Source organism: Streptomyces sp. KMM 9044 (genome assembly GCF_024701375.2).
Taxonomy (GTDB): Bacteria; Actinomycetota; Actinomycetes; order Streptomycetales; family Streptomycetaceae; genus Streptomyces.
Genome location: NZ_CP113910.1, coordinates 1,056,715 through 1,081,747, shown reverse-complemented (window position 1 = coordinate 1,081,747; position 25,033 = coordinate 1,056,715). Strand labels below are relative to the sequence as shown.

The 25,033-nt window shown below is 67.4% G+C and carries 17 protein-coding genes and 3 pseudogenes; 12 read left to right on the top strand and 8 right to left on the bottom strand.

Annotated elements, in window-relative coordinates; translation table 11 throughout:
* Window positions 1–36 precede the first annotated feature (36 nt).
* On the top strand, window positions 37–8,112 hold the full coding sequence (locus HUV60_RS05000; protein WP_443047215.1) for an amino acid adenylation domain-containing protein: 8,076 nt from the start codon (window positions 37–39) through the stop codon (window positions 8,110–8,112).
* Window positions 8,113–8,118: 6 nt separating this feature from the next.
* On the opposite strand, the gene HUV60_RS04995 is transcribed toward HUV60_RS05000, so the two are convergent.
* Window positions 8,119–8,930, bottom strand: a protein-coding gene (locus HUV60_RS04995) for an IS5 family transposase (protein WP_443047214.1) whose coding sequence is annotated in 2 segments (ribosomal slippage) — window positions 8,119–8,598 and window positions 8,601–8,930 — 810 coding nt in all. Because the reading frame shifts where the segments join, the coding sequence is not laid out codon by codon here.
* A gap of 198 nt (window positions 8,931–9,128) precedes the next feature.
* On the opposite strand from HUV60_RS04995, the gene HUV60_RS04990 reads away from it, so the two are divergent.
* The 9 genes and pseudogenes from HUV60_RS04990 (at window position 9,129) to HUV60_RS04950 (ending at window position 16,299) form a co-directional block, all read left to right on the top strand.
* Window positions 9,129–9,725: a hypothetical protein gene (locus HUV60_RS04990; RefSeq protein ID WP_257852039.1), complete on the top strand. Its 597-nt coding sequence runs from the start codon at window positions 9,129–9,131 to the stop codon at window positions 9,723–9,725.
* 141 nt (window positions 9,726–9,866) lie between these two features.
* Complete coding sequence (locus HUV60_RS04985; protein WP_257852040.1) at window positions 9,867–10,100, top strand: helix-turn-helix domain-containing protein; 234 nt, start codon at window positions 9,867–9,869, stop codon at window positions 10,098–10,100.
* A gap of 379 nt (window positions 10,101–10,479) precedes the next feature.
* The gene (locus HUV60_RS04980) at window positions 10,480–11,646 is read left to right on the top strand and encodes a tyrosine-type recombinase/integrase (RefSeq protein WP_257852042.1); all 1,167 of its coding nucleotides are present in this window, start codon (window positions 10,480–10,482) and stop codon (window positions 11,644–11,646) included.
* A 337-nt stretch (window positions 11,647–11,983) separates the two neighbouring features.
* A pseudogene (locus HUV60_RS33815) lies at window positions 11,984–12,613 on the top strand (hypothetical protein); the annotation flags it as partial.
* Window positions 12,614–12,702: 89 nt separating this feature from the next.
* Complete coding sequence (locus HUV60_RS04970; RefSeq protein WP_269441128.1) at window positions 12,703–13,536, top strand: hypothetical protein; 834 nt, start codon at window positions 12,703–12,705, stop codon at window positions 13,534–13,536.
* 366 nt (window positions 13,537–13,902) lie between these two features.
* On the top strand, window positions 13,903–14,802 hold the full coding sequence (locus tag HUV60_RS04965; protein ID WP_257852044.1) for a hypothetical protein: 900 nt from the start codon (window positions 13,903–13,905) through the stop codon (window positions 14,800–14,802).
* Window positions 14,803–14,845: 43 nt separating this feature from the next.
* Window positions 14,846–15,106, top strand: a pseudogene (locus HUV60_RS04960) (IS982 family transposase); the annotation flags it as partial.
* 317 nt (window positions 15,107–15,423) lie between these two features.
* Window positions 15,424–15,555: a hypothetical protein gene (locus tag HUV60_RS04955; protein WP_257852046.1), complete on the top strand. Its 132-nt coding sequence runs from the start codon at window positions 15,424–15,426 to the stop codon at window positions 15,553–15,555.
* A 288-nt stretch (window positions 15,556–15,843) separates the two neighbouring features.
* Window positions 15,844–16,299, top strand: a complete 456-nt coding sequence (locus tag HUV60_RS04950; protein WP_257852047.1) for a GNAT family N-acetyltransferase — start codon at window positions 15,844–15,846, stop codon at window positions 16,297–16,299.
* 4 nt (window positions 16,300–16,303) lie between these two features.
* Here the strand turns inward: HUV60_RS04950 and HUV60_RS04945 are convergent, their stop codons facing one another.
* Window positions 16,304–16,534, bottom strand: coding sequence for a hypothetical protein (locus HUV60_RS04945; protein WP_257852048.1), 231 nt, complete (start codon window positions 16,532–16,534; stop codon window positions 16,304–16,306).
* 227 nt (window positions 16,535–16,761) lie between these two features.
* Here HUV60_RS04945 and HUV60_RS04940 point away from each other — a divergent pair, with 227 nt between their 5' ends.
* Both HUV60_RS04940 and HUV60_RS04935 read left to right on the top strand, forming a co-directional pair.
* Window positions 16,762–17,589, top strand: a complete 828-nt coding sequence (locus HUV60_RS04940) for an HARBI1 family protein (protein ID WP_269441127.1) — start codon at window positions 16,762–16,764, stop codon at window positions 17,587–17,589.
* Between the two features lie 23 nt (window positions 17,590–17,612).
* Window positions 17,613–18,032 carry a transposase gene (locus HUV60_RS04935; RefSeq protein WP_331462040.1) on the top strand — a complete coding sequence of 140 codons (420 nt, stop codon included), beginning with the start codon at window positions 17,613–17,615 and terminating at the stop codon, window positions 18,030–18,032.
* Here the strand turns inward: HUV60_RS04935 and HUV60_RS04930 are convergent.
* From HUV60_RS04930 to HUV60_RS04905, 6 genes and pseudogenes are all read right to left on the bottom strand, one after another.
* Complete coding sequence (locus tag HUV60_RS04930; RefSeq protein ID WP_257852050.1) at window positions 17,972–20,032, bottom strand: serine/threonine-protein kinase; 2,061 nt, start codon at window positions 20,030–20,032, stop codon at window positions 17,972–17,974. The two genes, HUV60_RS04935 and HUV60_RS04930, sit on opposite strands and share 61 nt — an antisense overlap.
* A gap of 185 nt (window positions 20,033–20,217) precedes the next feature.
* Window positions 20,218–20,675 (bottom strand): annotated as a pseudogene (locus HUV60_RS04925) (glycosyltransferase); the annotation flags it as partial.
* Window positions 20,676–20,727: 52 nt separating this feature from the next.
* Complete coding sequence (locus HUV60_RS04920; protein WP_257852051.1) at window positions 20,728–22,116, bottom strand: HNH endonuclease; 1,389 nt, start codon at window positions 22,114–22,116, stop codon at window positions 20,728–20,730.
* Between the two features lie 57 nt (window positions 22,117–22,173).
* Window positions 22,174–22,944, bottom strand: a complete 771-nt coding sequence (locus HUV60_RS04915; RefSeq protein ID WP_257852053.1) for a hypothetical protein — start codon at window positions 22,942–22,944, stop codon at window positions 22,174–22,176.
* Window positions 22,937–24,025, bottom strand: a complete 1,089-nt coding sequence (locus HUV60_RS04910; RefSeq protein WP_257852055.1) for a ComEC/Rec2 family competence protein — start codon at window positions 24,023–24,025, stop codon at window positions 22,937–22,939. Before HUV60_RS04910 ends, HUV60_RS04915 begins: the two co-directional genes overlap by 8 nt.
* A gap of 174 nt (window positions 24,026–24,199) precedes the next feature.
* Window positions 24,200–24,856 carry a hypothetical protein gene (locus HUV60_RS04905; RefSeq protein WP_257852062.1) on the bottom strand — a complete coding sequence of 219 codons (657 nt, stop codon included), beginning with the start codon at window positions 24,854–24,856 and terminating at the stop codon, window positions 24,200–24,202.
* Window positions 24,857–25,033 lie beyond the last annotated feature (177 nt).

Sequence of the window (25,033 nt, the reverse complement as noted above, 5' to 3'; positions counted from 1 at the left end):
GCGGAGTCGGTGGTGGGGCTGTGTCTGCCGCGTGGGGTGGAGACGTTGGTGGGGATGCTGGCGGTGTGGAAGGCGGGGGCGGGGTATCTGCCGGTGGATGCGGGGCATCCGGCGGAGCGGATCGCGTTCATGCTCGCGGACAGTCGTGCGGTGCTGACGTTGACGACGGAGGAGATTCTGGAGGATCTTCCGGCGGGGCGGCATCGTCTGGTGGCGGTCGACGGGGCGCTGGTGGGGATGCAGCTGGCCGGGCTGGAGGACACCGCGCCGGAGGTGTCGATCGATCCGGGGCAGGTGGCGTATGTGGTGTATACGTCGGGTTCGACGGGCCGTCCGAAGGGTGTGGCGGTCACGCAGGGCGGTCTGGCGAACTATGTGGGCTCGGTTCCGGCCCGGGTGGGCTTCGACCGGCCCGGTGGCGGGTTCGCGGTGCTGCAGGGACAGGCGACCGATCTGGGCAACACCACGATCTTCGCGGCTCTGGTGTGCGGGGGCGTCCTGCACTTCCTTGCCGAGGACATGGTGACGGACCCGGCGTTGGTGCGGGGGTATGTGGCCGACCATGGGATCGAGGGTGTGAAGGCGGTGCCCTCGCACGTGGCCGCTTTGGGTGCGCCGGTCTTCGAGTCGGTGGGGTCGCTGGTGCTGGGTGGTGAGTCGGCTTCCCCGGCTCTGGTGGGTGGTCTGCTGGCCGCTGGTGGTGGGAGGGTGTTCAACCACTATGGTCCGACGGAGACGACCATCGGTGTCGCCACGACCGAGTTGTCGGTGGGGGATGTGGCGGCCGGGGTGGTTCCGGTGGGCCGGCCGGTGGCGAACACCCGCTTCTACGTCCTTGACGAGTATCTGGCGCCGGTGCCGGTGGGTGTGGTCGGGGAGCTGTATGTGGCGGGTGCGCAGTTGGCGCGGGGGTATGTGGGCCGGCCGGGCCTGACCGGGGAGCGTTTCGTGGCCTGCCCGTACGGGTCTGGTGGTGAGCGGATGTACCGGACGGGGGACCGCGCCCGCTGGACGGTCGATGGCCGTCTGGTGTTCGCGGGGCGTGCTGATGATCAGGTGAAGGTGCGGGGGTTCCGGATCGAGCCGGGTGAGGTGCAGGCGGTGCTGGCCGCGCACCCGGGGGTCGGGCAGGCGGCAGTGCTCGCGCGGGAGGACGCACCGGGCGAAGTACGCCTGGTGGCCTACGTGGTGGCTGATGACGAGGACGTCGAGTATGCGGCGTTTGCTGATTCGGTGCGGTCGTTCGCTGCTGCCCGGCTGCCGGAGCATATGGTGCCGTCGGCGGTGCTGGTGCTCGAGGCGTTGCCGCTGACGGGTAACGGCAAGCTCGACCGTGCTGCTCTGCCGGCCCCGGACTACGCCGCGGCGGCGGGCACGAGCGGTTCCGGCCGTGGGCCGGTGTCGGTGCAGGAGGAGATCCTGTGCCAGGCCTTCGCCCAGGTCCTGGGCGTCGAGCGGGTCGGTGTCGACGACGACTTCTTCACCCTCGGCGGGCACTCACTGCTGGCCGTACGGCTGGTGAGCCGGATGCGGGCGCTGCTCGGTGTGGAGGTGGGGATCCGGGAGCTCTTCGAGGCACCGACGGTGGCGGGCCTCGCTGCACTGCTCGCAGAAGCGGACCAGGCGCGCGCGGCACTGGTGGCGCGGGAGCGTCCGGAACGGGTGCCGCTCTCGTACGGGCAGCGCCGCCTGTGGTTCATCGGCCAGTTGGAGGGCCCGAGCCAGACCTACAACAGCCCTGTGGCACTGAGGCTCGACGGCCCGCTGGACCGGCAGGCACTGTCCGCCGCGCTGCGGGACGTGATGGCGCGCCACGAGTCGCTGCGCACGGTGTTCCAGGTGGCGGACGGCGAACCGTACCAGTATGTCCTTGACGTGGACGAGATCGGCTGGGACCTGCCGACCGACCGAATCACTGACACGGAACTGCCTGACACGCTGGCTGGGATCTCTGCGTACGCCTTCGATCTCGCCTATGAAGTCCCGGTCAAGGCATGGCTGTTCGAGCTCGGTCCCGATGCGCACGTGCTGGCCTTGGTCGTGCATCACATCGCGGGTGACGGATGGTCGACTGCGCCCTTGGCGCGTGATGTGTCGCAGGCGTACGAGGCACGGCTTGAGGGACGGGCTCCGGAATGGAGTGCGCTGCCGGTGCAGTACGCGGACTACACCCTGTGGCAGCGGGAGCTCCTGGGGGGCGAGGACGACGAAGCAAGCCTGATGTCGCGGCAGGTCGCGTACTGGCGCGACGCGCTGGAGGGTGTGCCGGAGGAGTTGGGTCTTCCGTTCGACCGACCTCGCCCTGCGGTCGCAACGCACCGAGGGTATTCGGCCGAGTTCGAGATGCCGGCAGAGCTGCATGGGCGGATGCTGGAGGCAGCCCGCGCTGAAGGTGTGACGGTGTTCATGGTGCTGCAGGCGGCGCTTGCGGTGACGTTGTCCCGGTTGGGTGCGGGGACGGACATCCCGATTGGTTCGGCGATCGCGGGCCGTACGGACGAGGCACTGGACGACCTGGTCGGCTGCTTCGTCAACACCCTGGTGATGCGGACGGACTTGTCCGGGGATCCGACGTTCCATGAATTGCTGGGCCGAGTACGTGAGTCGAGTCTGGGGGCGTACGCGCATCAGGACGTGCCGTTCGAGCGGCTGGTGGAGGAGCTCGCTCCGACTCGTTCCATGGCGCGGCACCCTCTTTTCCAAGTCGTCCTCACGATGCACAACACTGCGGAAGCGACCGTGGCGCTGCCCGGCCTCGAGGTTGAACTGCTCTCGACCGATCGTCCGGCAGCGAAGTTCGACCTGGACGTGATGGTCGGTGAGACGTACGACAGCGACGGCGCTCCGGCCGGCGTCCGGGGTGCGGTCACGGTCGCGACCGACCTCTTCGACCCCGGGACCGCGCGGACGGTGGCCGACCGTTGGGTCGCGGTCCTGGACCGGCTGGTGACGGATCCCGACCGTAGTCTGTCGGCGGTGGAGGTGCTCGATCCGATTGAGCGGCGCCGGCTGTTGGTGGACTGGAACGACACGTCTGCCTTGCTTGGTGGGGAGTCGGTGTTGGGGTTGTTCGAGGCGCAGGTGGTGCGTGCTCCGGACGCGATCGCAGTGGTGTGTGAGGGGGCGGAGCTCTCTTATGCGGCGTTGGATGCTCGGGCGAATCGGTTGGCTCGTTTCCTGTTGGTGCAGGGGGTGGGTGCGGAGTCGGTGGTGGGGCTGTGTCTGCCGCGTGGGGTGGAGACGTTGGTGGGGATGCTGGCGGTGTGGAAGGCGGGGGCGGGGTATCTGCCGGTGGATGCGGGGCATCCGGCGGAGCGGATCGCGTTCATGCTCGCGGACAGTCGTGCGGTGCTGACGTTGACGACGGAGGAGATTCTGGAGGATCTTCCGGCGGGGCGGCATCGTCTGGTGGCGGTCGACGGGGCGCTGGTGGGGATGCAGCTGGCCGGGCTGGAGGACACCGCGCCGGAGGTGTCGATCGATCCGGGGCAGGTGGCGTATGTGGTGTATACGTCGGGTTCGACGGGCCGTCCGAAGGGTGTGGCGGTCACGCAGGGCGGTCTGGCGAACTATGTGGGCTCGGTTCCGGCCCGGGTGGGCTTCGACCGGCCCGGTGGCGGGTTCGCGGTGCTGCAGGGACAGGCGACCGATCTGGGCAACACCACGATCTTCGCGGCTCTGGTGTGCGGGGGCGTCCTGCACTTCCTCGCCGAGGACACGGTGACGGACCCGGCGTTGGTGCGGGGGTATGTGGCCGACCATGGGATCGAGGGTGTGAAGGCGGTGCCCTCGCACGTGGCCGCTTTGGGTGCGCCGGTCTTCGAGTCGGTGGGATCACTGGTCCTGGGAGGCGAATCCGCACCCCCCGCCCTGGTGGGTGATCTGCTGGCCGCTGGTGGTGGGAGGGTGTTCAACCACTATGGTCCGACGGAGACGACCATCGGTGTCGCCACGACCGAGTTGTCGGCGGGGGATGTGGCGGCCGGGGTGGTTCCGGTGGGCCGGCCGGTGGCGAACACCCGCTTCTACGTCCTTGACGAGTATCTGGCGCCGGTGCCGGTGGGTGTGGTCGGGGAGCTGTATGTGGCGGGTGCGCAGTTGGCGCGGGGGTATGTGGGCCGGCCGGGCCTGACCGGGGAGCGTTTCGTGGCCTGCCCGTACGGGTCTGGTGGTGAGCGGATGTACCGGACGGGGGACCGCGCCCGCTGGACGGTCGATGGCCGTCTGGTGTTCGCGGGGCGTGCTGATGATCAGGTGAAGGTGCGGGGGTTCCGGATCGAGCCGGGTGAGGTGCAGGCGGTGCTGGCCGCGCACCCGGGGGTCGGGCAGGCGGCAGTGCTCGCGCGGGAGGACGCACCGGGCGAAGTACGCCTGGTGGCCTACGTGGTGGCTGATGACGAGGACGTCGAGTATGCGGCGTTTGCTGATTCGGTGCGGTCGTTCGCTGCTGCCCGGCTGCCGGAGCATATGGTGCCGTCGGCGGTGCTGGTGCTCGAGGCGTTGCCGCTGACGGGTAACGGCAAGCTCGACCGTGCTGCTCTGCCGGCCCCGGACTACGCCGCGGCGGCGGGCACGAGCGGTTCCGGTCGTGGGCCGGCAACGGTGCAGGAGGAGATCCTGTGCCAGGCCTTCGCCCAGGTCCTGGGCGTCGAGCGGGTCGGTGTCGACGACGACTTCTTCACCCTCGGCGGGCATTCGCTGCTGGCGGTGTCGCTGGTGGAGCTGCTGCGGGGCCGGGGTGTGTCGGTGTCGGTGCGGGCGTTGTTCCAGACGCCGACGCCGGCGGGTCTGGCGCAGGCGGCCGGGCCGGATGCGGTCGAGGTGCCGGAGAACCGGATCCCGGACGGTGCCGAGCGGATCACCCCGGACATGCTTCCCCTGGTCGACCTGGCGGTTGAGGAGGTCGAGCGGATCGTCGCGGCCGTCGACGGCGGCGCAGCCAACATCGCCGACATCTACCCCCTCGCCCCCCTCCAGGAAGGCCTGTTCTTCCACCACCTGATGGCTAATCAGGACGCCGGTGACGTCTACGTACTGCCCATCGTGCTCGAACTCGATTCACGCGAGCGGCTGCACGCGCTTCTCGCAGCGCTTCAGAGAGTGGTGGACCGGCACGACATCTACCGCACCGCAATCCTGTGGGAGGGGCTCGGCGAGCCCGTCCAGGTGGTGCTGCGTGACGTGGAGCTGCCCGTCGAGGAGTTCACTGCGGACCGGGACGGGCCCGATGTCGTAGGGCAGTTGCTGGCGCATGCCGGCGGCTGGATGGATCTGCGCAGCGCTCCGTTGATCCGGGCGCACGTCGCCGCCGACCGGGGAGGCGACCGGTGGGTGTGTCTGGTCCGTATCCATCAGATGGTCCGGGACCACACGAGTCAGGAAGCCCTGCTGCGCGAGCTCGGTGCCTTTCTCTCTGGCGGGGGCGACGCGCTCCCTGCTGCACTTCCGTTCCGCACCTTCGTCGCACAGGCGCGTCTGGGCGTGACCCGCGTGGAGCACGAGCGTTACTTCGCGGAGCTGCTCGGCGACCTCGACGAGACCACGGCCCCGTACGGGCTAGTCGACGTGCACGGCGACGGCAGGGACGCGAACCGCACGCGGCTGTCTGTGAAGGAAGAGCTGGCGAACCGGGTACGCGGGACGGCGCGGTCGCTCGGGGTGAGTCCGGCCACCGTGTTCCACCTGGCCTGGGCCCGTGTCCTCGCGGCGGTCAGCGGCCGGCACGACGTGGTGTTCGGCACCGTGCTGTTCGGGCGGATGAACGCCGGATCCGGAGCCGATCGTGTGCAGGGTCCCTTCATCAACACACTGCCGGTGCGCGTCCGGGTGGGGTCGTCGACGGTGCCTGAGGCCCTGTTCGGTCTACGGGACCAGTTGGCGGAGCTGCTGGTGCACGAGCACGCGCCGCTGGCGTTGGCGCAGCGGGCCAGCAGGGTGCCGGGGGGCAGCCCGCTCTTCACATCGATCTTCAACTACCGGCATCATCAGGCCGCCCCTGAGGCGCAGGAGCATGGCAGTGGCACCGTGCTTGAAGGAATCAGCACGCTGCTCACCCGGGAACGCACCAACTATCCCGTGGCCGTCGCGGTGGATGACGTCGACTCAGGATTCATGCTGACCGTCGACGCGGTGGCCCCCGTGGACGCCGCGGCCGTCTGTTCCATGCTGCACACCTGTGTGGACAACGTGGTGACTGCGTTGGAAACGGCGACCAGCACGCGCCTCTCGGCGGTGGAGGTCCTGCCGGCGAACGAGTTGCAGCGGGTTCTCACCGAGTGGAACGACGATACGGACGAGCCGGTGGCGGCCCGGACCGCGACGGAGTTGTTCGAGGCGCAGGCGGCCAGGACTCCTGACGCGGTCGCTGTTGTGGCCGGCGAGACCGAGGTGTCGTACGCGGAACTCGACACGAAGGCCAATCGCCTTGCGCACCACCTGAGGAAGTACGGGGTCGGGACGGAGTCCGTCGTGGCGCTCTGCCTGCCGAGGGGTGTCGCGGCCATCACCGCAATCCTGGCCGTATGGAAGGCCGGCGCGGCGTATCTGCCACTGGACCCGGAGTACCCGGCCGAGCGGCTGGCGTTCATGCTCACGGACAGCGGAGCAGGCGTCATCGTCGGGGAGAGCGACCTGACGCGTCACCTGCCCGTACCGGCGCTGCCGGTGCTCAACCTGGACGCATCGGAGGTGTCGGCCGCTCTCGACGCGGCGCCGGTGACCGCGCCCGGCGTGACCGGCGTGCCCGGCCAGCTGGCGTACGTGATCTATACGTCCGGTTCGACGGGACGGCCTAAGGGCGTGGCGGTGTCGCACGCCGGACTGGCGGGCCTGGCCGCCGCGCAGGTAGACCGGTTTGCGGTGGAGCGCTCCAGCCGCCTCCTGCAGTTCGCGTCGCTGAGCTTCGACGCCGCCGTCTCGGACGTGGTGGTGGCGTTGTCGTCCGGCGCGTGCCTGGTCGTGGCCGGAGCGGAGGAACTGCTGCCGGGACCCGGTCTGGCCCGGGTTCTGGCCCGGCACGGCGTGACGCATGTGACCCTGCCGCCGGCAGTGCTGGCGGAGCTGTCACCCGAGGACCTGCCTTCGGTGACCACGCTGGTGTCGGCCGGTGAGGCGCTCGGCGGCCGGCTGGCGGAGCGCTGGGCCCCGGGCCGGCGGCTGATCAACGCGTACGGGCCGACGGAGACGACCGTGTGCGCGACGATGTCCCGGCCGCTGGCCGGGGGAGACGCCCCTGACATCGGAGGTCCGCTTCCGGGCGTCCGGGCGTTCGTCCTGGACGAAGGCCTTGCCCCAGTGCCGGCCGGGGTGGTGGGAGACCTGTACGTCACGGGCTCCAACCTCGCCCGGGGGTACGTGGGACGCGCGGGTCTGACAGCCGAGCGGTTCGTTGCGTGCCCGTATGCCGGGGCCGGGGACAGGATGTACCGGACGGGCGACCGGGTTCGGTGGACCGCTGACGGCCGACTGGAGTTCGCGGGGCGGGCGGACACGCAGGTGAAGATCCGTGGCTTCCGGGTGGAGCCCGAGGAGATCGCTTCCGTACTGACCGGGCATCCCGCCCTGGCTCAGGCCGCGGTGACCGTACGTGCGGATGCCGTGGGTGACGCGCGGCTGGTCGTCTACGCCGTCCCGGCGGACGGTGAGGACGCCGACGGCGGCGCGCTGCGTCGATCGGTCGTGGACCACGTGGCGCAGCGTCTGCCGCATTACATGGTCCCCCAGGCGGTCGTGCTGCTCGACGCGCTGCCGCTGACGATCAGCGGCAAGCTGGACCGCGTGGCGCTGCCGGACCCGGACTTCGCAGCGCTGGCGGGGACGGGCCGGGAGCCGGCCACGGAGCAGGAGAGGATCCTTTGTGAGGCCTTCGCCCGGGTGCTGGGCCTGCCGGTGGTCGGGGTGGACGACGACTTCTTCGCCCTGGGCGGGCATTCGCTGCTGGCAACTCGGCTGGTCAGCCGGGTGCGTGCGGTGCTCGGTGTGGAACTGCCAATCCGCATGGTCTTCACGGCGCCGACACCGGCCGCACTCTCAAGCTGCCTCGCCGATCAGACGAGTCCGCCGAAAGCCAGGCCTGCCCTGCGGCGGATGAGGGAGCAGAGGGAGGATTCGTAAGAGGTCCTAACAAAGGCGTCGAACGTGGCGGTGGGTGATCAGGCAGACGGCGAGGCCGAGGAAGGCCTCGTGGATGTCGTCGCGTCGTTCCCAGCGGATGCGCAGGCGGCGGAAGCCGTACAGCCAGGCGATCGTGCGCTCGACGACGTAGCGGAAGACGCCCAGGCCGGTGCCGTGCGGCTCGCCCCGTCTCGCGATCACGGGGCGGATCCCGCGCTGCCAGAGCAGGCGGCGGTACTTGTCGTGGTCGTAGCCGCGGTCGGCCAGCAGTGCGTCGGGGCGACGGCGGGGTCTGCCGACCTGGCCCGCGACGGCGGGAATCTTGTCGAGCAGCGGCTCGAGTTGGGTGACGTCGTTGCGGTTTTCGCCGGTCAGGGTCACCGCGAGCGGGATGCCCTGTCCGTCGAGGTGGTGCTTGCTGCCCGGACGTGCGCGGTCGACCGGGCTGGGCCCGCTGTTGGGCCCCGTCGGGCGGCCCGCACGTGCGAGGAGTCGATCACCGCCCGTTCCCAGTCCAGCTGGTTCTTCGACCGCAGCTCGTTCAGCAGCAGCTGGTGGAATTGGTCCCAGACGCCGGCCTCGTTCCAGGCCGCCAGGCGTCGCCAGCAGGTCATGCCCGAGCCGAAGCCGAGCTCTTGGGGCAGGTACTCCCACTGGATGCCAGTGTGCAGGACGAAGAGGATCCCGCACAGCGCCTGCCGGTCCGGCACCCGCGGCCGGCCCTCGACCTTCTTCGGACCCGGTTTCGGCAGCAACGGCTCGATCAGCGACCACAGTTCATCCGACACGATCCACGGCCGCGACTGACGGTTTCCCATACCCACACATACGAGCAGAGAGGCCGACAGCCTCATGATCAGCCGCTTTTGTTAGAGCCAGTAAGCCCTGTTCGACTTCACCGACCACTGCAGCGGCGAGGGGAGCGAGCGGCCTGGCTCGGCTGGGCCGCCGAGCTCGCCGCTTGCCGTCTAGCTTGATTTTTAACCTGTGCGGCGGGGCCGTGGGGTCCGAGGACCATGGCGTACATCCACGATCTCGTCTCCCGTGGCATCGCACCCGACTTCGCGGGTGCCTGGCGCGTGGCACTGGGGATCGGCTGGCGGCGATGGCTGGAGGAATGCGTGGCGCACTGCGCCGATCCTGACCTGCTCGTGGGAGTCTTGGACGTGTCGGCGAAGTCGTTGGTGCAGTACGCCCTCGACTCGGTCTCGGCCCTGCGCGAGGCCGGTCTGGCCGCTGCGATGGGCAAGGCGGATGCTGAGGCGATCGGATTGATCCAGCTGATCGCCAGCGGGGCGCCGATGGCGGAGGACTTTGCGGAGGGGCGCCTGCGCTACCGGATGGCGCGGTGGCACGTGGGTCTCGTGTTGTGGGTCGATGATCCTGGACAGGTGGATGCTCTGGACGGGGCGATCCCGGCCGCACGCTCCGCTGCCGCGGGTCGCAGCACTCTGGTCGCACGTGCCAGTGCCACGTCGCGGTGGATCTGGCTCTCGGGGACGGATGTCCCGGACCTTCACCATGTGGAGAAGGTCCTGGCGATGGCTGACGGGGTCCGTGCGGCGGTGGGAAGACCCGGATGCGGACTCGAAGGATTCAGATCCAGCCACTAGGACGCCCTCGCTGCGCAGGCGCTGGTCGTCCGGCTTGGATCCGACCGGCGCTTCACCGCCTACGCCGACGTCGAGCTGATCGACGCGCTAACGAAGGAGCGTGCCGGCGCACGCCGGTTTGTCATCAACACTCTCGGACCGTTGGTCGAAGCCGACACAGCACTACGGCAGGCACTCCTCACCTACGTGCAGTGCGGCTTCAACACCACCCGAGCGGCAGCCAACCTCTACGCGCACCGGAACACCGTCGAGCGCCGGGTCTCGCGCGCCAACGAGCTCTCGGCCGTCAAGGTGGAGGGCAACCCGCCCCATGTGGCGGCGGCGCTCCTGGTGCTGGACATCGCGCCTGACATCGTGGCGCCCAAACCGAGCTGAGCTCACATTCTGGGTAGTTGTGTCCGGGTTTCCCGGACCAGTGAAGTGCCGGGTGAGCGAGCAGGGTAGTGGTGGACAGGACTGCGAACGCTGGATTGAAAGACTCAGAGGCGCCAACAGCGCATGTGCGAACGACGCGAGTGCGAGGAGCGGTGCTGCTGGCCATGGCCTGGGCGTGTCGAGCGGAACATAGATGTTGATCGCCGGTTGGCCAAACCGGCGATGATGGCGACCCTTGAGGGAGTTCATGTTCACTGGGCTCGGCGTTAGATCCGTGTGGGCCAAGAGGAGCCGAGACCCTCTAGGAGAGTGAGTAGTCCTGTCCGACCCCATTAAAAAGCTCGTTCCGGATAGCAAGGGCAGGGTCCGGTACCGGTTTGTGGTCGATGTAGGCCCCGATCCGGTCACGGGGAAGCGCAAGCAGGTGACGCGTACCTTCGGCACGCTGAGGGAGGCGAAGGCGGAGTACGCGAGCATCGTGCATCGTCGCTACGAGGCGGCGCGGGCACCACTCAGTCAGGTCACGGTGGGCGAGTGGCTCGATCAGTGGCTGTCTATGAAGGCAGAGGACCTGGAAGAGAGCACTGCCTACAGCTACACCATGACCTTGGCCCGCGTCCGCGGAAGGCTCGGGCGCATCCGGCTCCAGGACCTCACCGAGGACCATGTCGGGACATGGATGCGATGGGCGCTCCGGGAGGGGCGTGGGCGGGGAGGGAAGCCGGGCACCGGCCTGGGGGCGACCTCGGTCCAGATGTCGCTGGCCCGGCTGAAGGAGGCGCTTGACCGGGCAGTGACACAAGGCTTGCTCCAGGTGAACGTCGCTCGTGAGGTGACCATTCCCCGTAGGGCACGGAAGGCAGAGCGCAGGGCCAGGGAGGCTGTGCCGCCGTGGAGCGTCGCGGAGGTACGCGCCTTTGTCCGCGCGATCGCAGGTGACCGCCTGCAGGCACCGTTCCTCCAGGCTCTGATGGGTCTTCGGCCGGCGGAAATCTGTGGCATGCGCTGGGCGGACGTCGACCTGGGCGAAGCCACGGTGTCCATCACCAACACCCGGACGGTCATGGGGAACGACATCGTGGTGGAGAAGGACGCCAAGTCGCTCGCCGGTGAGCGGCAGCTTCCGCTACCGGCTCCTGTTGCGGCTGCTTTGACCGCGTTCCGGGCTGCTCAGGCAGCCGAAAAGACGGCGGCGGGGCAGGGGTACGAAGACAGCGGCTACGTCCTCGTGGACGCTCGGGGAAGAGCGCTCAACGGGCGGCAACTGCGTGAACTGGCCTACAAGGTCATGGACCGCAGCGGGCTGCGTCGGGTTCGTCTGTACGACGCCCGTGCGAGCTGCCTGACGTACCTGGCGAACCACGGAGTCCCGGACCATCTCCTCGCCCGGTGGGCAGGCCACGCCGACGTCCGGACCACGAAGCGCTGGTACGTGAAGCCGGATGTGGAGGACCTGCGGCCGACGGCGGACACGTGGGGAGGTCTGGCGAGTGGCTCCGCCCCCGTTCACGAAGAGAATGTGAGATGTGGGAGCGTGAACGGGTGAGTGAGAAGAACGTCGACAGCATGCAATACCGCTTTGACGGGCCGGAACAGGCCCCAGTCCTCGTCATGGGGCCATCCCTCGGTGCTACATGGCACAGGTTGTAGAGACCGTCCGGGGGCGTCTACGTCGGTCCAGCGTGGGCACGAAGTACCAGGTCAGGGCAGTCTGGTCCGGGAGGGGACGCCCAGTTGGTGATGGCTGTGTGATAGGCGAGTGATACGGCGTGGCCCCGCGGGGGTCCGTCCTGCGGGGACTTTGAGCAGAGCCGTGAGACGACGAAGTCATCGGAGCGCTCCGGTGCGGCTTCGCCTGAGATCGGCTGCGCTGGGCGCGCACGATGCGGTTGGCGGTTCATGCGGTTCGTGTTCCTGTGACGCTTCCTGGGTGCGCCTACTTTGCGATTGCACTCGTCGGGGCAGCAGCCCATGTATTCCTGGCGTGCGTTGTCAGTGCCCCCTTGTACCGTCCGGATGTGCCACGCAACCAGCGCTCCTTGAGCGACCAACAAGCCCAGTGGGTACTCCAGTCCATCGCCGGCGGCCACGTCACAAGGGCGGAGGCTGCAGAGGAACTGGGTGTATCCCGCGCGGTGATCGACGGCATCGTCGGGGGCCGGAGCTACCGTCACCTTTCCCGGCCTACGCCTCTGCCGCTACCACGACCGCGCACCTACCGCGGCAGCGCAGAAACGCCAGAGCGCAGAGCCTTGCGGGAGGCACAGTTCTGGACATCAGTGGACACGTCACCGGGCGAGGCTAATTGCTGGCCCTTCCGCGGCCCGCTCAACATCGACGGCTACGGTCAGTACTACGCCGGACGGACCCTGATCGGTACCGTCAGTGCCCATCGGGTTGCGTATGTGCTGGCTCATGGCCTGGCCTCGAACCTTCCCGCACACAGGCTCGTTCGGCATCTATGCGCCAATCCCCCCTGCTGCAATCCGGCACACCTGACGGTTGGCTCGCAGCGAGACAACATGACGGACCGCTTTCGCCTTCATCGGGACCGGCCTGGCCCCCACGCGGTGCGAACCTTGATCCCACCGCCTCCCGGCGGGTGGAGGGTGATGAGCGGCGACCTGAAAGAGCTGGCACGAAGGCACTCGAGGCGGAGTTCTGGCGGAAGATCGACCGCAGCGGCGGCGATGCCGTGTGCTGGCCCTGGATGGCGGCGAGTCGGCATGACTTCGGATACGGCTTCGTGTACTGGGAAGGTCGCCACACGCAGGCTGCCCGGGTCGCTTATGTCCTGCACCACGGTCTAACCCTGGCGTGTATCGACAGTGCTCTTGTTGTTCGGCATCTGTGTCCTAGAGGCAGTAATCCGGGCTGCTGCAACCCGCGCCATCTCAAGCTGGGGACACAAAAGCAAAACATGCATGATCGTCTGGCGCAGGGCAAGTATGACCGGGGAGATGACCACTTCGCGACCAAGGTGTCCAACCGGGAGGTCAGGGTATTGCGGGAGGAGTACTGGAACGCTCCTCATGGGAAGCGGCCTAAGCTCGAAGTCCTTGCCCAGCGGCATGGCGTGTACTGGGGGACCGTTCACCGTTGGTTGCGCGGGGCCGGCCGCCAAGAAGCAGGCGGCCCTACCGGCGAACTGGAGCCCGAAGCGGAGGCACGGACAAACCATGCACGCGGCGAAGCCCACCGCATGGTGAAGATTTCGGACGCTCGGGTGCGCGAACTGCGCGAGACGTACTGGAGCATGCCCACGAAGCAGCGGCCGTCCACCGTGTCGCTAGCCGCACGGTTGGGCACCGACTCCAAGACCGTGTGGAATTGGCTGCACGGAAAGTCGCGGCTGTCGGCTGGCGGCCCCACCAGCTCCCCTGAGAACAGCGGGCAGCAATCCGGGAAAGGGCCCATACCTGATCGGCAGTCGTGACGAGCTGCACTGGTGTCAGCGGGATCCCTCGGGCTCGATCACCGCCGTTCGGCTCGGAACAGTCAATGGGTTGGTAGTAAATCGTCGGCCAATCACTCACCAGCCGGTCACTGGTCCTGCGAAAGCCCACGCGCGGGCGGGTCGGGGCAGGCATGTCTCCGAGCAGCGGCTGACGGCAGGCGCAATCCGAGCGCGGCGCGGGCAGGTAAGCGAACAACAACCGTCGTACGGCGCCGGAACCCTCTGGCCTACCTCAAATCAGCACGGCCGACCGGTGCCGTCTCACACAGTGGGCCCATGACAACGGTCCGCACCGTGCGCACCTACAGGCAACTCGCTCTGCTTCCCCTCGGGTTCGCGAGCATCATGTACGGCGACCTGCTCTTCCGGGACGACCAGCGGGGGCTGGGTAAGTTCCTCTTCATTAGCGGATGGGTCGTGGCACTTTCCGGGATGCCAGCCCTGAACCGCTACCTGCAGGCAAACCATCTCCGTGAGGGCATCCTCAAAATCTTCGTGATCCTGTTCATCGTCGGGAGCTTCGCGGTCCCCGGCCCGATCGTCAGTCTGGTCAAGGTCTTCGACGGCACGGCGCAGCCGGTCAACTACCGGCAGGCCGCGCTCTCGCTGGCACTGATCTACATCGCGCTGACGATCCTGTCTCGGATCGCCGAGCCGAAAGACCACGTCCTGGAGCGGCTCGCGAGCCGTATCCAGCGAGCGGCTGTCTTCCGGGCGCTGGCGAACGTGACCGGCATCTTCGCCGTGGTGGCCTTCCTGGGGGCACGGTTCGTCGCCACGCACCCGGTGCCTCTGATTTCCACTGGCCTGACGCTCGTGGTGGCCGCCGCGGTGGTCACCCACAAGACATTCGCCCGGGCGCGGAAGCTGTGCACGCAGATCCACGCCGACACACAGACCCTGCTGAGAGACCTCGACGAGCTCGACCAGGCACGCAGCCGCAGCACGACGAGCACGGCGAAGCCCTGGATCCGGCGGCTGCGCGGCGAGCGGCAGGCGGGTGGCAGCCACGCCGACGAGCAGAAAGCGGCGCTGCGGGCTTGGGACGCCGTCAAGCTCGGCCTGTCCACGCCCGTGGACACTGGCTACCGCCGCATCGGCCTGCCGTTCCTCACCGACGAGGTGGTGGCTGAGATAGAGGCGAAGGTGCGGACAGCCGTCCACGGCGGAAGAGCCGGCCCTGCGCGGGCGGACCTGGAGGCCATTCAGCGGGCATGCTCGGGGCGCGTCGACGTCCTGGCCTAGACGAGTAGTTCCGTATGTGGGGGAGGGTGTCCAGCATCGGGTTGTGACGACCGAGCTAGGCACCCTCTTGACCGCACTGTACGTGCATGTCGACGACCGCTTGAAGACCCCGCGATGGCGGGGCCGGCCGCCCTGGCTGACCGACGCGGAACTGGTCACTCTGGCCGTGGCCCAGGCGGTGTTGGGCTTCCACGGCGAGGCCCGCTGGCTGCGCTTCGCCCACGCCCACCTGCGGGCCCTGTTTCTGTATCTACCCCAGCGCCCGGCTTACAACAAGCGTCTGCGGGCCGCACTGCCGCTGGTGTCGGCGTACACGTGAATGTGGCTCTGGCAAGATTCTCGTAGTCGGAGATCATCTAGGCGCGGGGGTCTGCCGGTCCGCGTAACGGCAGCGAAGATGGGCGATTAGGACGACCTGGTGGCGGAGGAGGGGGACGCCGGCGCGTCCGGCCATCAGGCGTTTTTGGAGTTTGAGGTCGGTATCGTGGCAGCCGATCCCGGCAGACGGCCACCGAGATCCGCGAGCCTTGAGAGCGATCAGGGCTGAGTTGGTTCGCTGGCCGAGCCTCTAGCCCCTCGCGCACCAAGGCTCTGCAGCGTGACGCCCTCTGCCGGCGTGGTGTGAGTGCCAGTGAGGTCTTCGACCACGGCGAGGTCGAGTTCGGCGGCACGCTCCTACATGTACATCTGCTGCTCAGGGGTCAGGCCCAGAGCCTCGTCAGAAGCGATGAGTTGGAGAGCGGCGGCGGCTAGTCCTGGCGCAGCCGCAGCCGCAGCCGCAGCCGCAGCCGCAGCCGCAGCCGCAGCCGCAGCCACGGCCTGGCGCATGGCCTCGTCGGCGGCATCGGCCGCAGGCAGGTCAGCGGCGTAGCGCGCGGCCATCCCGTGGACCTCGACCGCCCGAGTGCTGATCCGCTCCAGGGCGGCGTTCGCGCAGGCATCGCCTTGGTAGGCGCGCAGCTACTTTGCCCGAGGCCAGCCACTTGGTCAGGCTCACACGGCCATGATGCCCACTAGAGGCGCAGTCGTAGGCTACGAAGCATGAAGATCAGGGTCCGGGACGCTCATCCAGCGGACGTCAAATGGATGAGCAACAACACCGAGGGCTGGACAGTCACCGTCGAGAAGCAGGAGGGGGCCGCCTCCCTGGCGGAGGCGCTGCACGCTCTGATCGCAGAGGATCCCGACCAAGGCGTGCGTATGGGATGGCTTCACTCAAGTCTGCAGCGCGCGGTAGGCGGCGAGCCCGGCTACGTCAGGCTTTATGAGCTCCACGTTTCTCCCGAGTTCCGACAACGGGGAGTGGCACGAGCCTTGGTCGATGAGTTGTTCGCTCGGGTGCCCGATCAAGAGATCATCTTGTCTGCGTGGGACCGGGAGCTGTACGGAGTGTGGCTTAAGCTCGGATTTACGTACGTCCCTGAACCCGACGAAATGTCAGGGGATCACAGTTACCCCGGTGACATGGTGCGCCCACCGGTAGAAGCTTCGTCCTGAAGGATCAGGCATCGTCGTGCAGACTCGCTTCCTGCGGGAACGAATGTCTAGCCTGGGCAATGCCGAGCTTTTCCGCACCTGCGCGACCCTCGGCCCACTCGACGGTGGCGGAGATGAGGACGGAGGGGCCCACGCCGCCCACATGACGTTGCGCATGCTCGCCGAGCGCATCGAGCAGCTCACCGGACAGATCAATGAGCTGAATCGACGCCTGACCCGGCTCGTCGAACGTCACGCCCCACAGCTGCTCGCGCCGGTGGGCATGTGTTCGGACAGCGCCGTCGCTCTCCCGATGGCCATGGGGGATAATCCCGAGCGACTGAGCTGTTCCCAGTAACCGTCGGCCACCGTCCGTGAGCGGGAGGCGCGTCGCGCGGTCCGCGGTATCCCCCAAGTCCGGGCAGGCGTAAGGCCCCTGGTAGGAACATCTTGCGACAGAAAGATCCGACCGAGGGGCCTCACGTGCCGACCAGTGTCACATACACCGCCGTGCTCGATGTGAGGCGGTCCACCGCCGAGCACCTGGCCGGTCTCCTGCGCGACCACCGAATCGTGGCCAGGACCCGCAAGGGGCGACGCGCGCTGGGCTGCTTCAAGCAGGCCGTGCTCGTGCTGCGTTGGTTCCTCGACGGCACCCGACTGGCCCAACTCGCCCGCGACAACGGCGTGTCGGTCTCCACCTCCTACCGCTACCTCCACGAAGGACTGGCCGTCCTGGCCGCCGGCGCACCGGACCTGTCCACCGCGCTGGAGCGTGCGAAGGCAGCCGGGCTGACGCATCTGAACCTCGACGGTACGGTCATCCGCACGGACCGCGTCGCCGCCCCGGGCCCCAACGGCGCAGACCTCTGGTGGTCCGGAAAACACAAGCACCATGGCGGGAACGTGCAGGTCATCGCCACCCCGGACGGCTGGCCGATCTGGGTCTCGCCCGTACGGCCGGGCCGGGAACACGACACCACCTGCGCCCGCCACCACGGGCTGGTCGAGGCACTCAACCGCATCGCGGCCGAACTGGACATGCCGACCCTGGTCGACCTCGGCTACGAGAACGCCGGCGACGGCTTCCGCCATCCCTTCAAGAAGCCCGCCGGAGGCGAGCTGACCGAGGAGCAACAGACGTACAACAAGGTCATCCGCGGCATCCACGGCGTCTGCGAGCGCGCCAACTCCCTGCTCAAGACGACCTTCAAGGCCCTGCGCAGGGTCAGCCTCGACCCCAGCCGTATCACGAAGATCGCCGCAGCAGCCCTCGTCCTGCTCCAACTCGAATACGACCGCACCATCTGAACGATCACGCAACGTCATGATCCATTACTGGGAAGGGCTCACTGAGCACCGAGGCGTCTTTTGCTGCCCTTTGCGGAGTCAGCCCCATCGCGTGCTCCTCCGGCTGGCGGGGCACGCGTCAGCTCAACTACGGCGGCGACCACCGGGCCAACGCCGCCCTGCATCGCGTCGTGTTCACTCGCCTACGCGTCGATCCCCGCACCCCAGGCGTACTAAGCCGTCGCTGCCTGGAGGCCGACAACGCAACATCGCGGACGCAAGAGCCGGAGCCTCCCAACCTGCCCCGAAACCCTATCGGCTTAAACGAGTCTGGTGCCGCCGCTTACTCTCGCCCGCCACTACTACGAGATCCGCTGGAAGATCCTGGGCACTGCCGGCCGGTCTACTGCTGGGCGATGGCCGCGCGAATCCGGTGGTCGACGCGGAGGTCGTGCGCCAGGTGACCGAAGTACGTCACGCACTCTGGATGCTGTCGCAGCATCGCCGCCACCGAGCTGGCGGCGTCCGCGCTCAGGGTCGTCCACCAGGAGAAGACCTCGGCCTGGCCGCTTTGGCCGTCCAGGAGAGGGATCCATTCGAACGCGCCACCGCAGCACGCTTCCAGGAGCTCGAGCTCCCTCACCCGGGCCGCCTCCTCGGCGATACCGGCCAGCCACCTGACGGTGGCGTCGAGTTCCTCGAAACCGTGGGAGACGTCCGAACCGAAGAGTGTCGCCATCGCGGACACGACCTCGACCGCGCGAGCGGCGTCGGCCAGCAGATCCGTCATGATCGAGGCGACTGGAATTTTGATCAGCACGTCGAAGTAGAGAGCCGTGTCGTCGGGATGCGTAGCGGCCAGCGTCAGGAGGTCGGCCCCCGCTTCCGTCGACCCGGCGAACAGTTCCTCCTGGAGGTGCTCGCCGCGTAGGGCAGCAGGCTCCGTCGGCCCGTCCAGCTCATGTGCGACGAAATCGAGAAAGGCGGACACCGTGGCCGGGCGTCGCTCTGGGTCCCTCTGGGTTGCCTCCCGGACGATCGCACGCCAGGGGCCCGACTTGGGGAGCAACGGGACGTTCACGAGGGGCGTCTCGCCCGTTACGGCCCACCCGATGAGCTGTCCCAGGCTGTAGATGTCGGCAGCGGGGCCCACATGATGGGCGTCGCTGTAGTGCTCAGGTGCCGCGAACCCCTCAGAGCCGAGGAAGACCCCCACGCGGGTCCGCTGCGGATCGGTTGTCTGCCCCAGGGGCCGCCGTACGATCCCCCAGTCCGCCAGAACCCAGCGGCCCCTCAGACGTAGGACGTTGGCCGGCTTGATGTCCCGATGGATCCATCCGATACGGTGCGCCACCGCGAGGACCGAGCATAGGGATTCCAGTAGCTCTCGCAGGACCGCATCATCAGAGAATTCCTCTCGGCAGCTTTCGGCGGTGGCCTCTGCGTACGGCATGACGAACCAGGTGTGCTTGGGATCGAAGTCCAGGACCGGCATCGCGTGCGGGTTCCCGACCAGACTGCGCCCGCATTCGATCTCCCGTCGCATGCGCGCCACTTGACGTCCGGGCGGGTACTTGTCCCTAAGCTTCTTGAGGATGACGACCTCGCCGCTCGGCTTATGCACCGCCTTGAAGACGTCTGCCTGGCCGCCGTCAGCGAGGGGCAGCCGTTCACACCGGTAGTCCTTGCGCTCGCCCCGCCTGGATGGGCCTACCAGCTCTCGCGTTCGCGGCGCGACCAGCGGCTTGCCAGCCAGCTCCTCCAGTTCCCCGGCTTCCGAGAAAAGGGTGATCCGGTCGCTCGTGTGGGCGATGGCGTCCGCGATGCTCGTCGAAGCCTTCGAGTTAGCGTCAGCCGGTTGCCGGGGAGCGACGACGTTCCGGAAGACCTCCGCAGGATCGAACCCCTCCGCGAGGTACTGGAGCACCTCGCCCTGGTCCTCGGGAAGTAGCGGCTGGAAGGCGTCGAACTGTGCCCTGTCCGCGATGGTGCGGATGGCCTCCAGGGTCTGGCCGTCGATACCCAGCCTTGTGAGTTCGGTGGCGGAGAACCGAGCGAAGAGAGTCGTCGGAGCGTGGGAAGCGGGCCGCGCAGTGACCAGCCGCTCCATGGCCGCGACATCCCGCAACTCCAGGCTGCCCATCGCGGAGTTCACAGAGGCGAGTCTGGTGGCGGCCCACTGCAGGGCCTCGTCGTGGGGCAACACCTTGAGGAGGAGAAAGGTCTCACTTCCGTCGTCGGGCGCGAGGAGCACGCCCCTCCAGAAAGCCGTGATGCGCATCGTCCTCATCCGCGGATCACGGGCCATGCGCGCGACGGACAACCCTAGCCCCTTGTCCGCGTACAACTCGGCTACCGTCAGCGACTGGAACTTGGCCATCGCCTTGCGAACCGCGGCCCGGACGGGCTTGTCCAACTGCTCGTAGTCGGTCCAGAAGGTGTGCACGAAGGCGAGCTGCGGCAAGGGTAAGTCTCCTACGCGAAAGTCTGGTTGTGGCTCTCCAGCGTATCGCCGGGGCGTCCACCGGACGTCCGGTCGTTCAGCAGTTCGGTGCCGCATCCGGGCGGGCGCAGGTCCGGCCCTTACCTGCCGCGACACACCTGCGGTAGTGCCGTACCACGTCGAAGGCCCTGGATGCCGGTGCGTGGAGCAGGGGACGCGATGACGGCCCGGGCGCTCGCGACCCGGAACCTCATCGCCTGCGACACCAAGTCCAAGTCGTGGTCCACGACCGCGAGCCGTCGCAGGCTGTCCGGTTCATGTGCAATATCCGCGTTCGTGGGGATTAGAGCGCCAATCCGCGCGCGTGCCAGCACCATCCCGTGCCTCAGCTGCCCAAAGCTTCCCCGTCCAGCCCGGGTCCGGCTCTTCCGACATGACGGTCAGCGGCAGCCCGTAGTGCCAGCTGGCCAGCTTGACGGCGAGCCCCCCGTCCCGTCCGTACCCCCGTCGTCAGCGAACAAGATCTCCGCGCCCCCGGATGGTCCTGAGCCAGGAGCGAGAGGCTCTGCGGCAGCGGCCCGGCCTCGTCCCGTGCCGGTACGGCCCCGGTCACTGGGTCCGCCGTGAAGACAGAGCGGCAGACGCTCCAGGGCCTCGCGGGCAAGCTGTCGGGACCGCGTCGGGTACGCCACAGCCGGTGCTGGCGAAGGGCACGTTCAACGAGCCCTGGAGAGCAACTCCTGGTGCCTGACGAGTGCTGTAGAGCGAAGCAGGTCACGGAACGAGTCGTCCACTGTGCCACGGGTCTTCAGCGCGTGGCAGTTCGGGCACAGAGCGATCATGGCCCTGGGCAGGTCGTCACCACCCTTGGCGTGATCGTCTATGTGATCAACTTCCAGCAGGTAGGAGCCGTTGCGGCCGAGGGCCGATGTGTAGCGGGGATCAGGGCATCTTGGGTTCTCGCAAGCCCCCCGACTCCTCTCGAGCACCGCATCTCGAGAGGCTGCGATACGGCTTAGCCGCTGACCACCTTGGGACCGGAGACGGTGGCTCTTGCCGTCCCGCACGGCGCGCTCCGCCCGGGCATTCAGCTCCGTGTAGCGCAGGGCCAGATCTGCCATACGGCGCAGTAGAGCAGCAGTCATTCGGCATCGTGAGAGCGCGTCGGCAGTCGATTCCTCGACCGGTAGCGTGAAGTGTCCCTCCGCCGCGTCCCAGTCGTTGTCGAATTCGCCGTGGCGCAGGCGCGCACACTCCCAGCGGCTGCGCTCCAACTGCGCAAGAGTGTCCGCTGTGCCCGGCCACAGCGCCCCGTAGGGGAGGCCATCCAAGAGCCAGGCGCGCTCCAGCGCCGTGTAGATTGCAGCGTACTGGAGGCTGCGTCCGTAGATGACGACGCGCTTGCCTTGGATCCGGCGCAGCAGCGTGTCAGCCACCTCGCGGAAACGGGGTGCGGATTCGAGTACCGCGAGGCCGCTCTTGCCGAGTCGGAGTTGCTCCAGGTATGTCGTTTCCCAGTCAGGGTTGATGAATTGGTGCCATCTCTTGCGGCCGCTCGCTGAGGTGAGTGCTATCTCGTAGGGCACTGCCCGCTCCAGAGGCGGGGTGGACGGAGCAGGTGAACCGATGGCGCTGACTGCCAGAATGACCGTATCGGGGTCGTCGAGGACATCTTGTGCCCAACGGATTGCCTCACGGCGAACGGCTTGGGCTTCGTCGGCATGAGGGCGTGTCGAGAACGGAACGGCCTTGTCCGCGCGGTAGACAGGCGATGGCGGGTGCACGGTCTCCTCCCATGCCTGCGTCGTGCGCCCAGTGCCCGTGGGTACCCCGGGGATGGTAACCAGTTGTGAGGGGCCGAGCACGTAGGCGTCAGGGCGGAACAGGTTCGACGCGCGCAGCCCTGCGGCCTTGAGCTCGCCGGCGGACTTCAGCCCTTTTGGCAACCGTGGGTAGCGTTCAAGCAGCCTTCGGAAGACGTCGTGCGGCTGCTTCTCGGGGCCGTCGACGTAGACGGGTGCGCCGAATCCGGCGGGAGTGGCCCCGCACACCACGTGCTGCTCACCCGCCGGCCTGAACGGGACGGCATCGAACTCTACGAACATAGGTGGCTGCTGACTCCATGCGACTGATGTGGGCTAACGACCTCATGCACGTCGTCGTTAGGGTTGCTGTTGACCTGCTTCGGGAGTGGCGTTCTTCTCAGCATCGAGCACAACCGCAGCTTGGAGCAGCTCGTATGCGTACCGTTCCGCCGCACTCTTCAACCGCTCGGGCGACGGAAGAAGCCACCACATCATGAGACATCCACCACTGGCCGCCAGGGCGAGGATGTTCACCAGGGTGAGTGCAGGTTGGTGGTCAATTCTGGCGAGCCACAGGATGTACGCCAGGACGCCGAGTCCCACTCCGAACGCGATGGCTCGTGCTACCCACCGGATGCCGTAGATGTTCCGCTGGAAGCCGTAGCTTCGGTTCTCGGCGCGTATGAGAGGGAACTTCTCGGCATCTCGCGTCAGGTTGCGCAGTTGACCGACGGCGACCTCGAGCGCCTCGTCGGCCCTCACTGGGTTTCCGTTCTCGCTACGGAGAGACGGGAGGGCGACGCCCGTCACGGATGATACGGCCTTCCGCCAGATCTCTCGTTGCAGCGTGTTCTGCCCCTCTTCCCGCAGGCGGAGCTTCTGGATGGTCGGCGAGCCGCCCCAAGACGCCCAGAGCGTCTCCTGAGCCTTGTGTCCTTGGTGACGCACGAGTTCCGCCAGGGCGACGGGACCGCCGGCCAGTGAGAGCGCCGTAACGACGGATACAACCACCGGCGCCTTGCTGAGCCCTAGGGCTGCCAAAGCTACATTGATCGACAGCAGCGCAAGGAGGCCGGGCGCAAGACGTGCCCGGCGCTCGTAGTCATCGAGCCACAGCACGTTACGCATCCCCGCTGTCTTCCACGGATGTGTGAAGCGGCTCGGGAGCGGATGTGCTGTACCCGGAACGTCCGGGCGCGTTCAAGTACGACCACTTCGACACCCCCTGTGTTAGATGGACGGGGTAGCCCCTCCGGAGGAAGGCGTTCGTCGTCTTCTTGGAGGGGTGCTTGTGCTCCGGGTTCTTCTTGGGGACGGACGCGAAGGCGGTCCCTACCTTCGTGGACTGCCCCTTGGCGCCAAGCAGTCGGTTGAGGACCGACGGACTGACGTTGCGGCGGCTTCCGTGGTGAGGTACCTGAACAAACCTCAGATCGCCAGGCTGGAAGCCGTCCGCTTCCAGAACATCGAGAGCCTGGCCGAGGGCGGGAATCCCTGCGTCTCCTGTGAACAGCAGCTTGTTGCCGTCGACCTCCAGGAGGCAGATGGCGCTGGTGTTGTTCTTGGCGGTCGTCTCGGCGTTCTCCGCCAGCGTCTCGATGTCGAGGTCTTCATAGACCGTCCCAGCGAGCAGCTTCCGGAGCGTGTCCTCCCAGCTCGACTTGGCCTCCAGAGAAGCGCTCGCCTCGACAATCTCTGCCAGCAGCTCGCGGTAGTAGTCCTCGGTGGGGCCGAGGATACGGAGTACGCCGTCGTCGCTTGTCCAGCCGAGGAACGGTTCCTCGATGGGCACGCCCTGCGCCTTGGCGATTTCTTCGAGGTCGGTCGCACCCTGAAGTGAATCCCTCAGCTCCGTACGCAGTGATCGTGCGTTGTAGGACAGGAGCGTTTTGGCCCGCGCCATGGCAGCCGAATGGCTCCAAGGTAGGTGCATCAGGAGCTTTTTGACGGTCATCTGCTCCAAGACGACCCGCAGCCCATTGATGTGATCACGGTCCGGGTGCGTTGAAACGACAAGATCAACGACACCCGTCCTGTAGTAGTCGCGGATGTGCTGGACGAGCGCTTCACCGTCGTCGAGGTAGCCGCCGTCGATCACCATCACGGTCTGCTGCTCGCGCGGACCGTGGAGGTTGCCATAACGAAGAGTGATGGCATCGCCACCGCTCGACTCATTCCCTACGGGGAGGAAATCTATCTCGTAGCCCATAGAGGACCTACCTGTCACACGTCGTTGTGTTACTGACAGATCATGCCACCCGGGTATGACAACGCGATGAGCGAGTAACTTTGCCCAGAACAGTGCGTGTTGTCACTTTTCGTGCAGATGGTCAATCACGTGCAAGAACACCGGATCTCTGGATGCAGGGACCGAGTGTTCCGATCAGGGGGTACTCCTAACGAGCTCGTGCACGGCAACGGTGAGGCGTCGAGGATGGTGGCGGGGCTCAGTGTTCACCTCTGCCGCGTCCGACGTCAGGTCCGCGGTCTGCTGATGGGACAGCAGACCGGCGACGGCCTGCACGGTGTGACTCATGTGCTCGCGGCGGCCGAGGTGGCGGGTCAGCGCCGCTAGTTCTTCAGATGGGCGATGCGGTGTTCGACCCGGATGCGGTGTGATGAGTGCCTTGCGCTGGCGCTCGTACATCTCCGCGCACCAGTCCGGGGCGTGCTTCTTGAGATTGCGGTGCGGGGGTGTCACCATCCGTCCGCCGGTCTGCGCGCCCAGGCCCTGATAGCCGGCATCGGCGAAGATCTCTGCGGCGGGGCCGTCGGCCAGGAGTTTGACCAGTCCCAATTGGCGGGCGTGGGTGATGTCCGCACAGCTTCCGAGCCTGGCCTGGTCAGGCTGCAGAACAGCACCCGGCCGTCCCCGTCCGTGACCACCATGGACTCGACGGCGGTCTTGCCGCTGGCGCCGAGGGTGGTCGACGACCTCGGCCAGGGTCCGCAGCCGCACCCCGGGGCTGACGGCGCAGCCTCGCTCGGCGAGCAGGGGGCGCACCTCGCCGATGGCGCGGGTGATGGTGGAGCGGTCCACGTCGAACCATCAGGGCCGCACGTCGAGGGTGGTCGTGTGTCGGAGGTGCACGAGAGTGGCCAGGAGCCGGTCGACAGGCCCGTGATCGTCCGGTCGCTGGTGATCGCTGCCCTAGACGCGTTCCCTCATCACACGACCGTCATCGACGATCAGGAACTCGACGCCTCACCGTTTCAG

Coding starts and splice junctions, on each gene's coding strand:
- HUV60_RS04990 (WP_257852039.1), top strand. CDS start 9,129: ATGGCGTACATCCACGATCTCGTCTCCCGTGGCATCGCACCCGACTTC.
- HUV60_RS04965 (WP_257852044.1), top strand. CDS start 13,903: ATGTACGGCGACCTGCTCTTCCGGGACGACCAGCGGGGGCTGGGTAAG.
- HUV60_RS04950 (WP_257852047.1), top strand. CDS start 15,844: ATGAAGATCAGGGTCCGGGACGCTCATCCAGCGGACGTCAAATGGATG.
- HUV60_RS04920 (WP_257852051.1), bottom strand. CDS start 22,116: ATGTTCGTAGAGTTCGATGCCGTCCCGTTCAGGCCGGCGGGTGAGCAG.
- HUV60_RS04915 (WP_257852053.1), bottom strand. CDS start 22,944: ATGCGTAACGTGCTGTGGCTCGATGACTACGAGCGCCGGGCACGTCTT.
- HUV60_RS04910 (WP_257852055.1), bottom strand. CDS start 24,025: ATGGGCTACGAGATAGATTTCCTCCCCGTAGGGAATGAGTCGAGCGGT.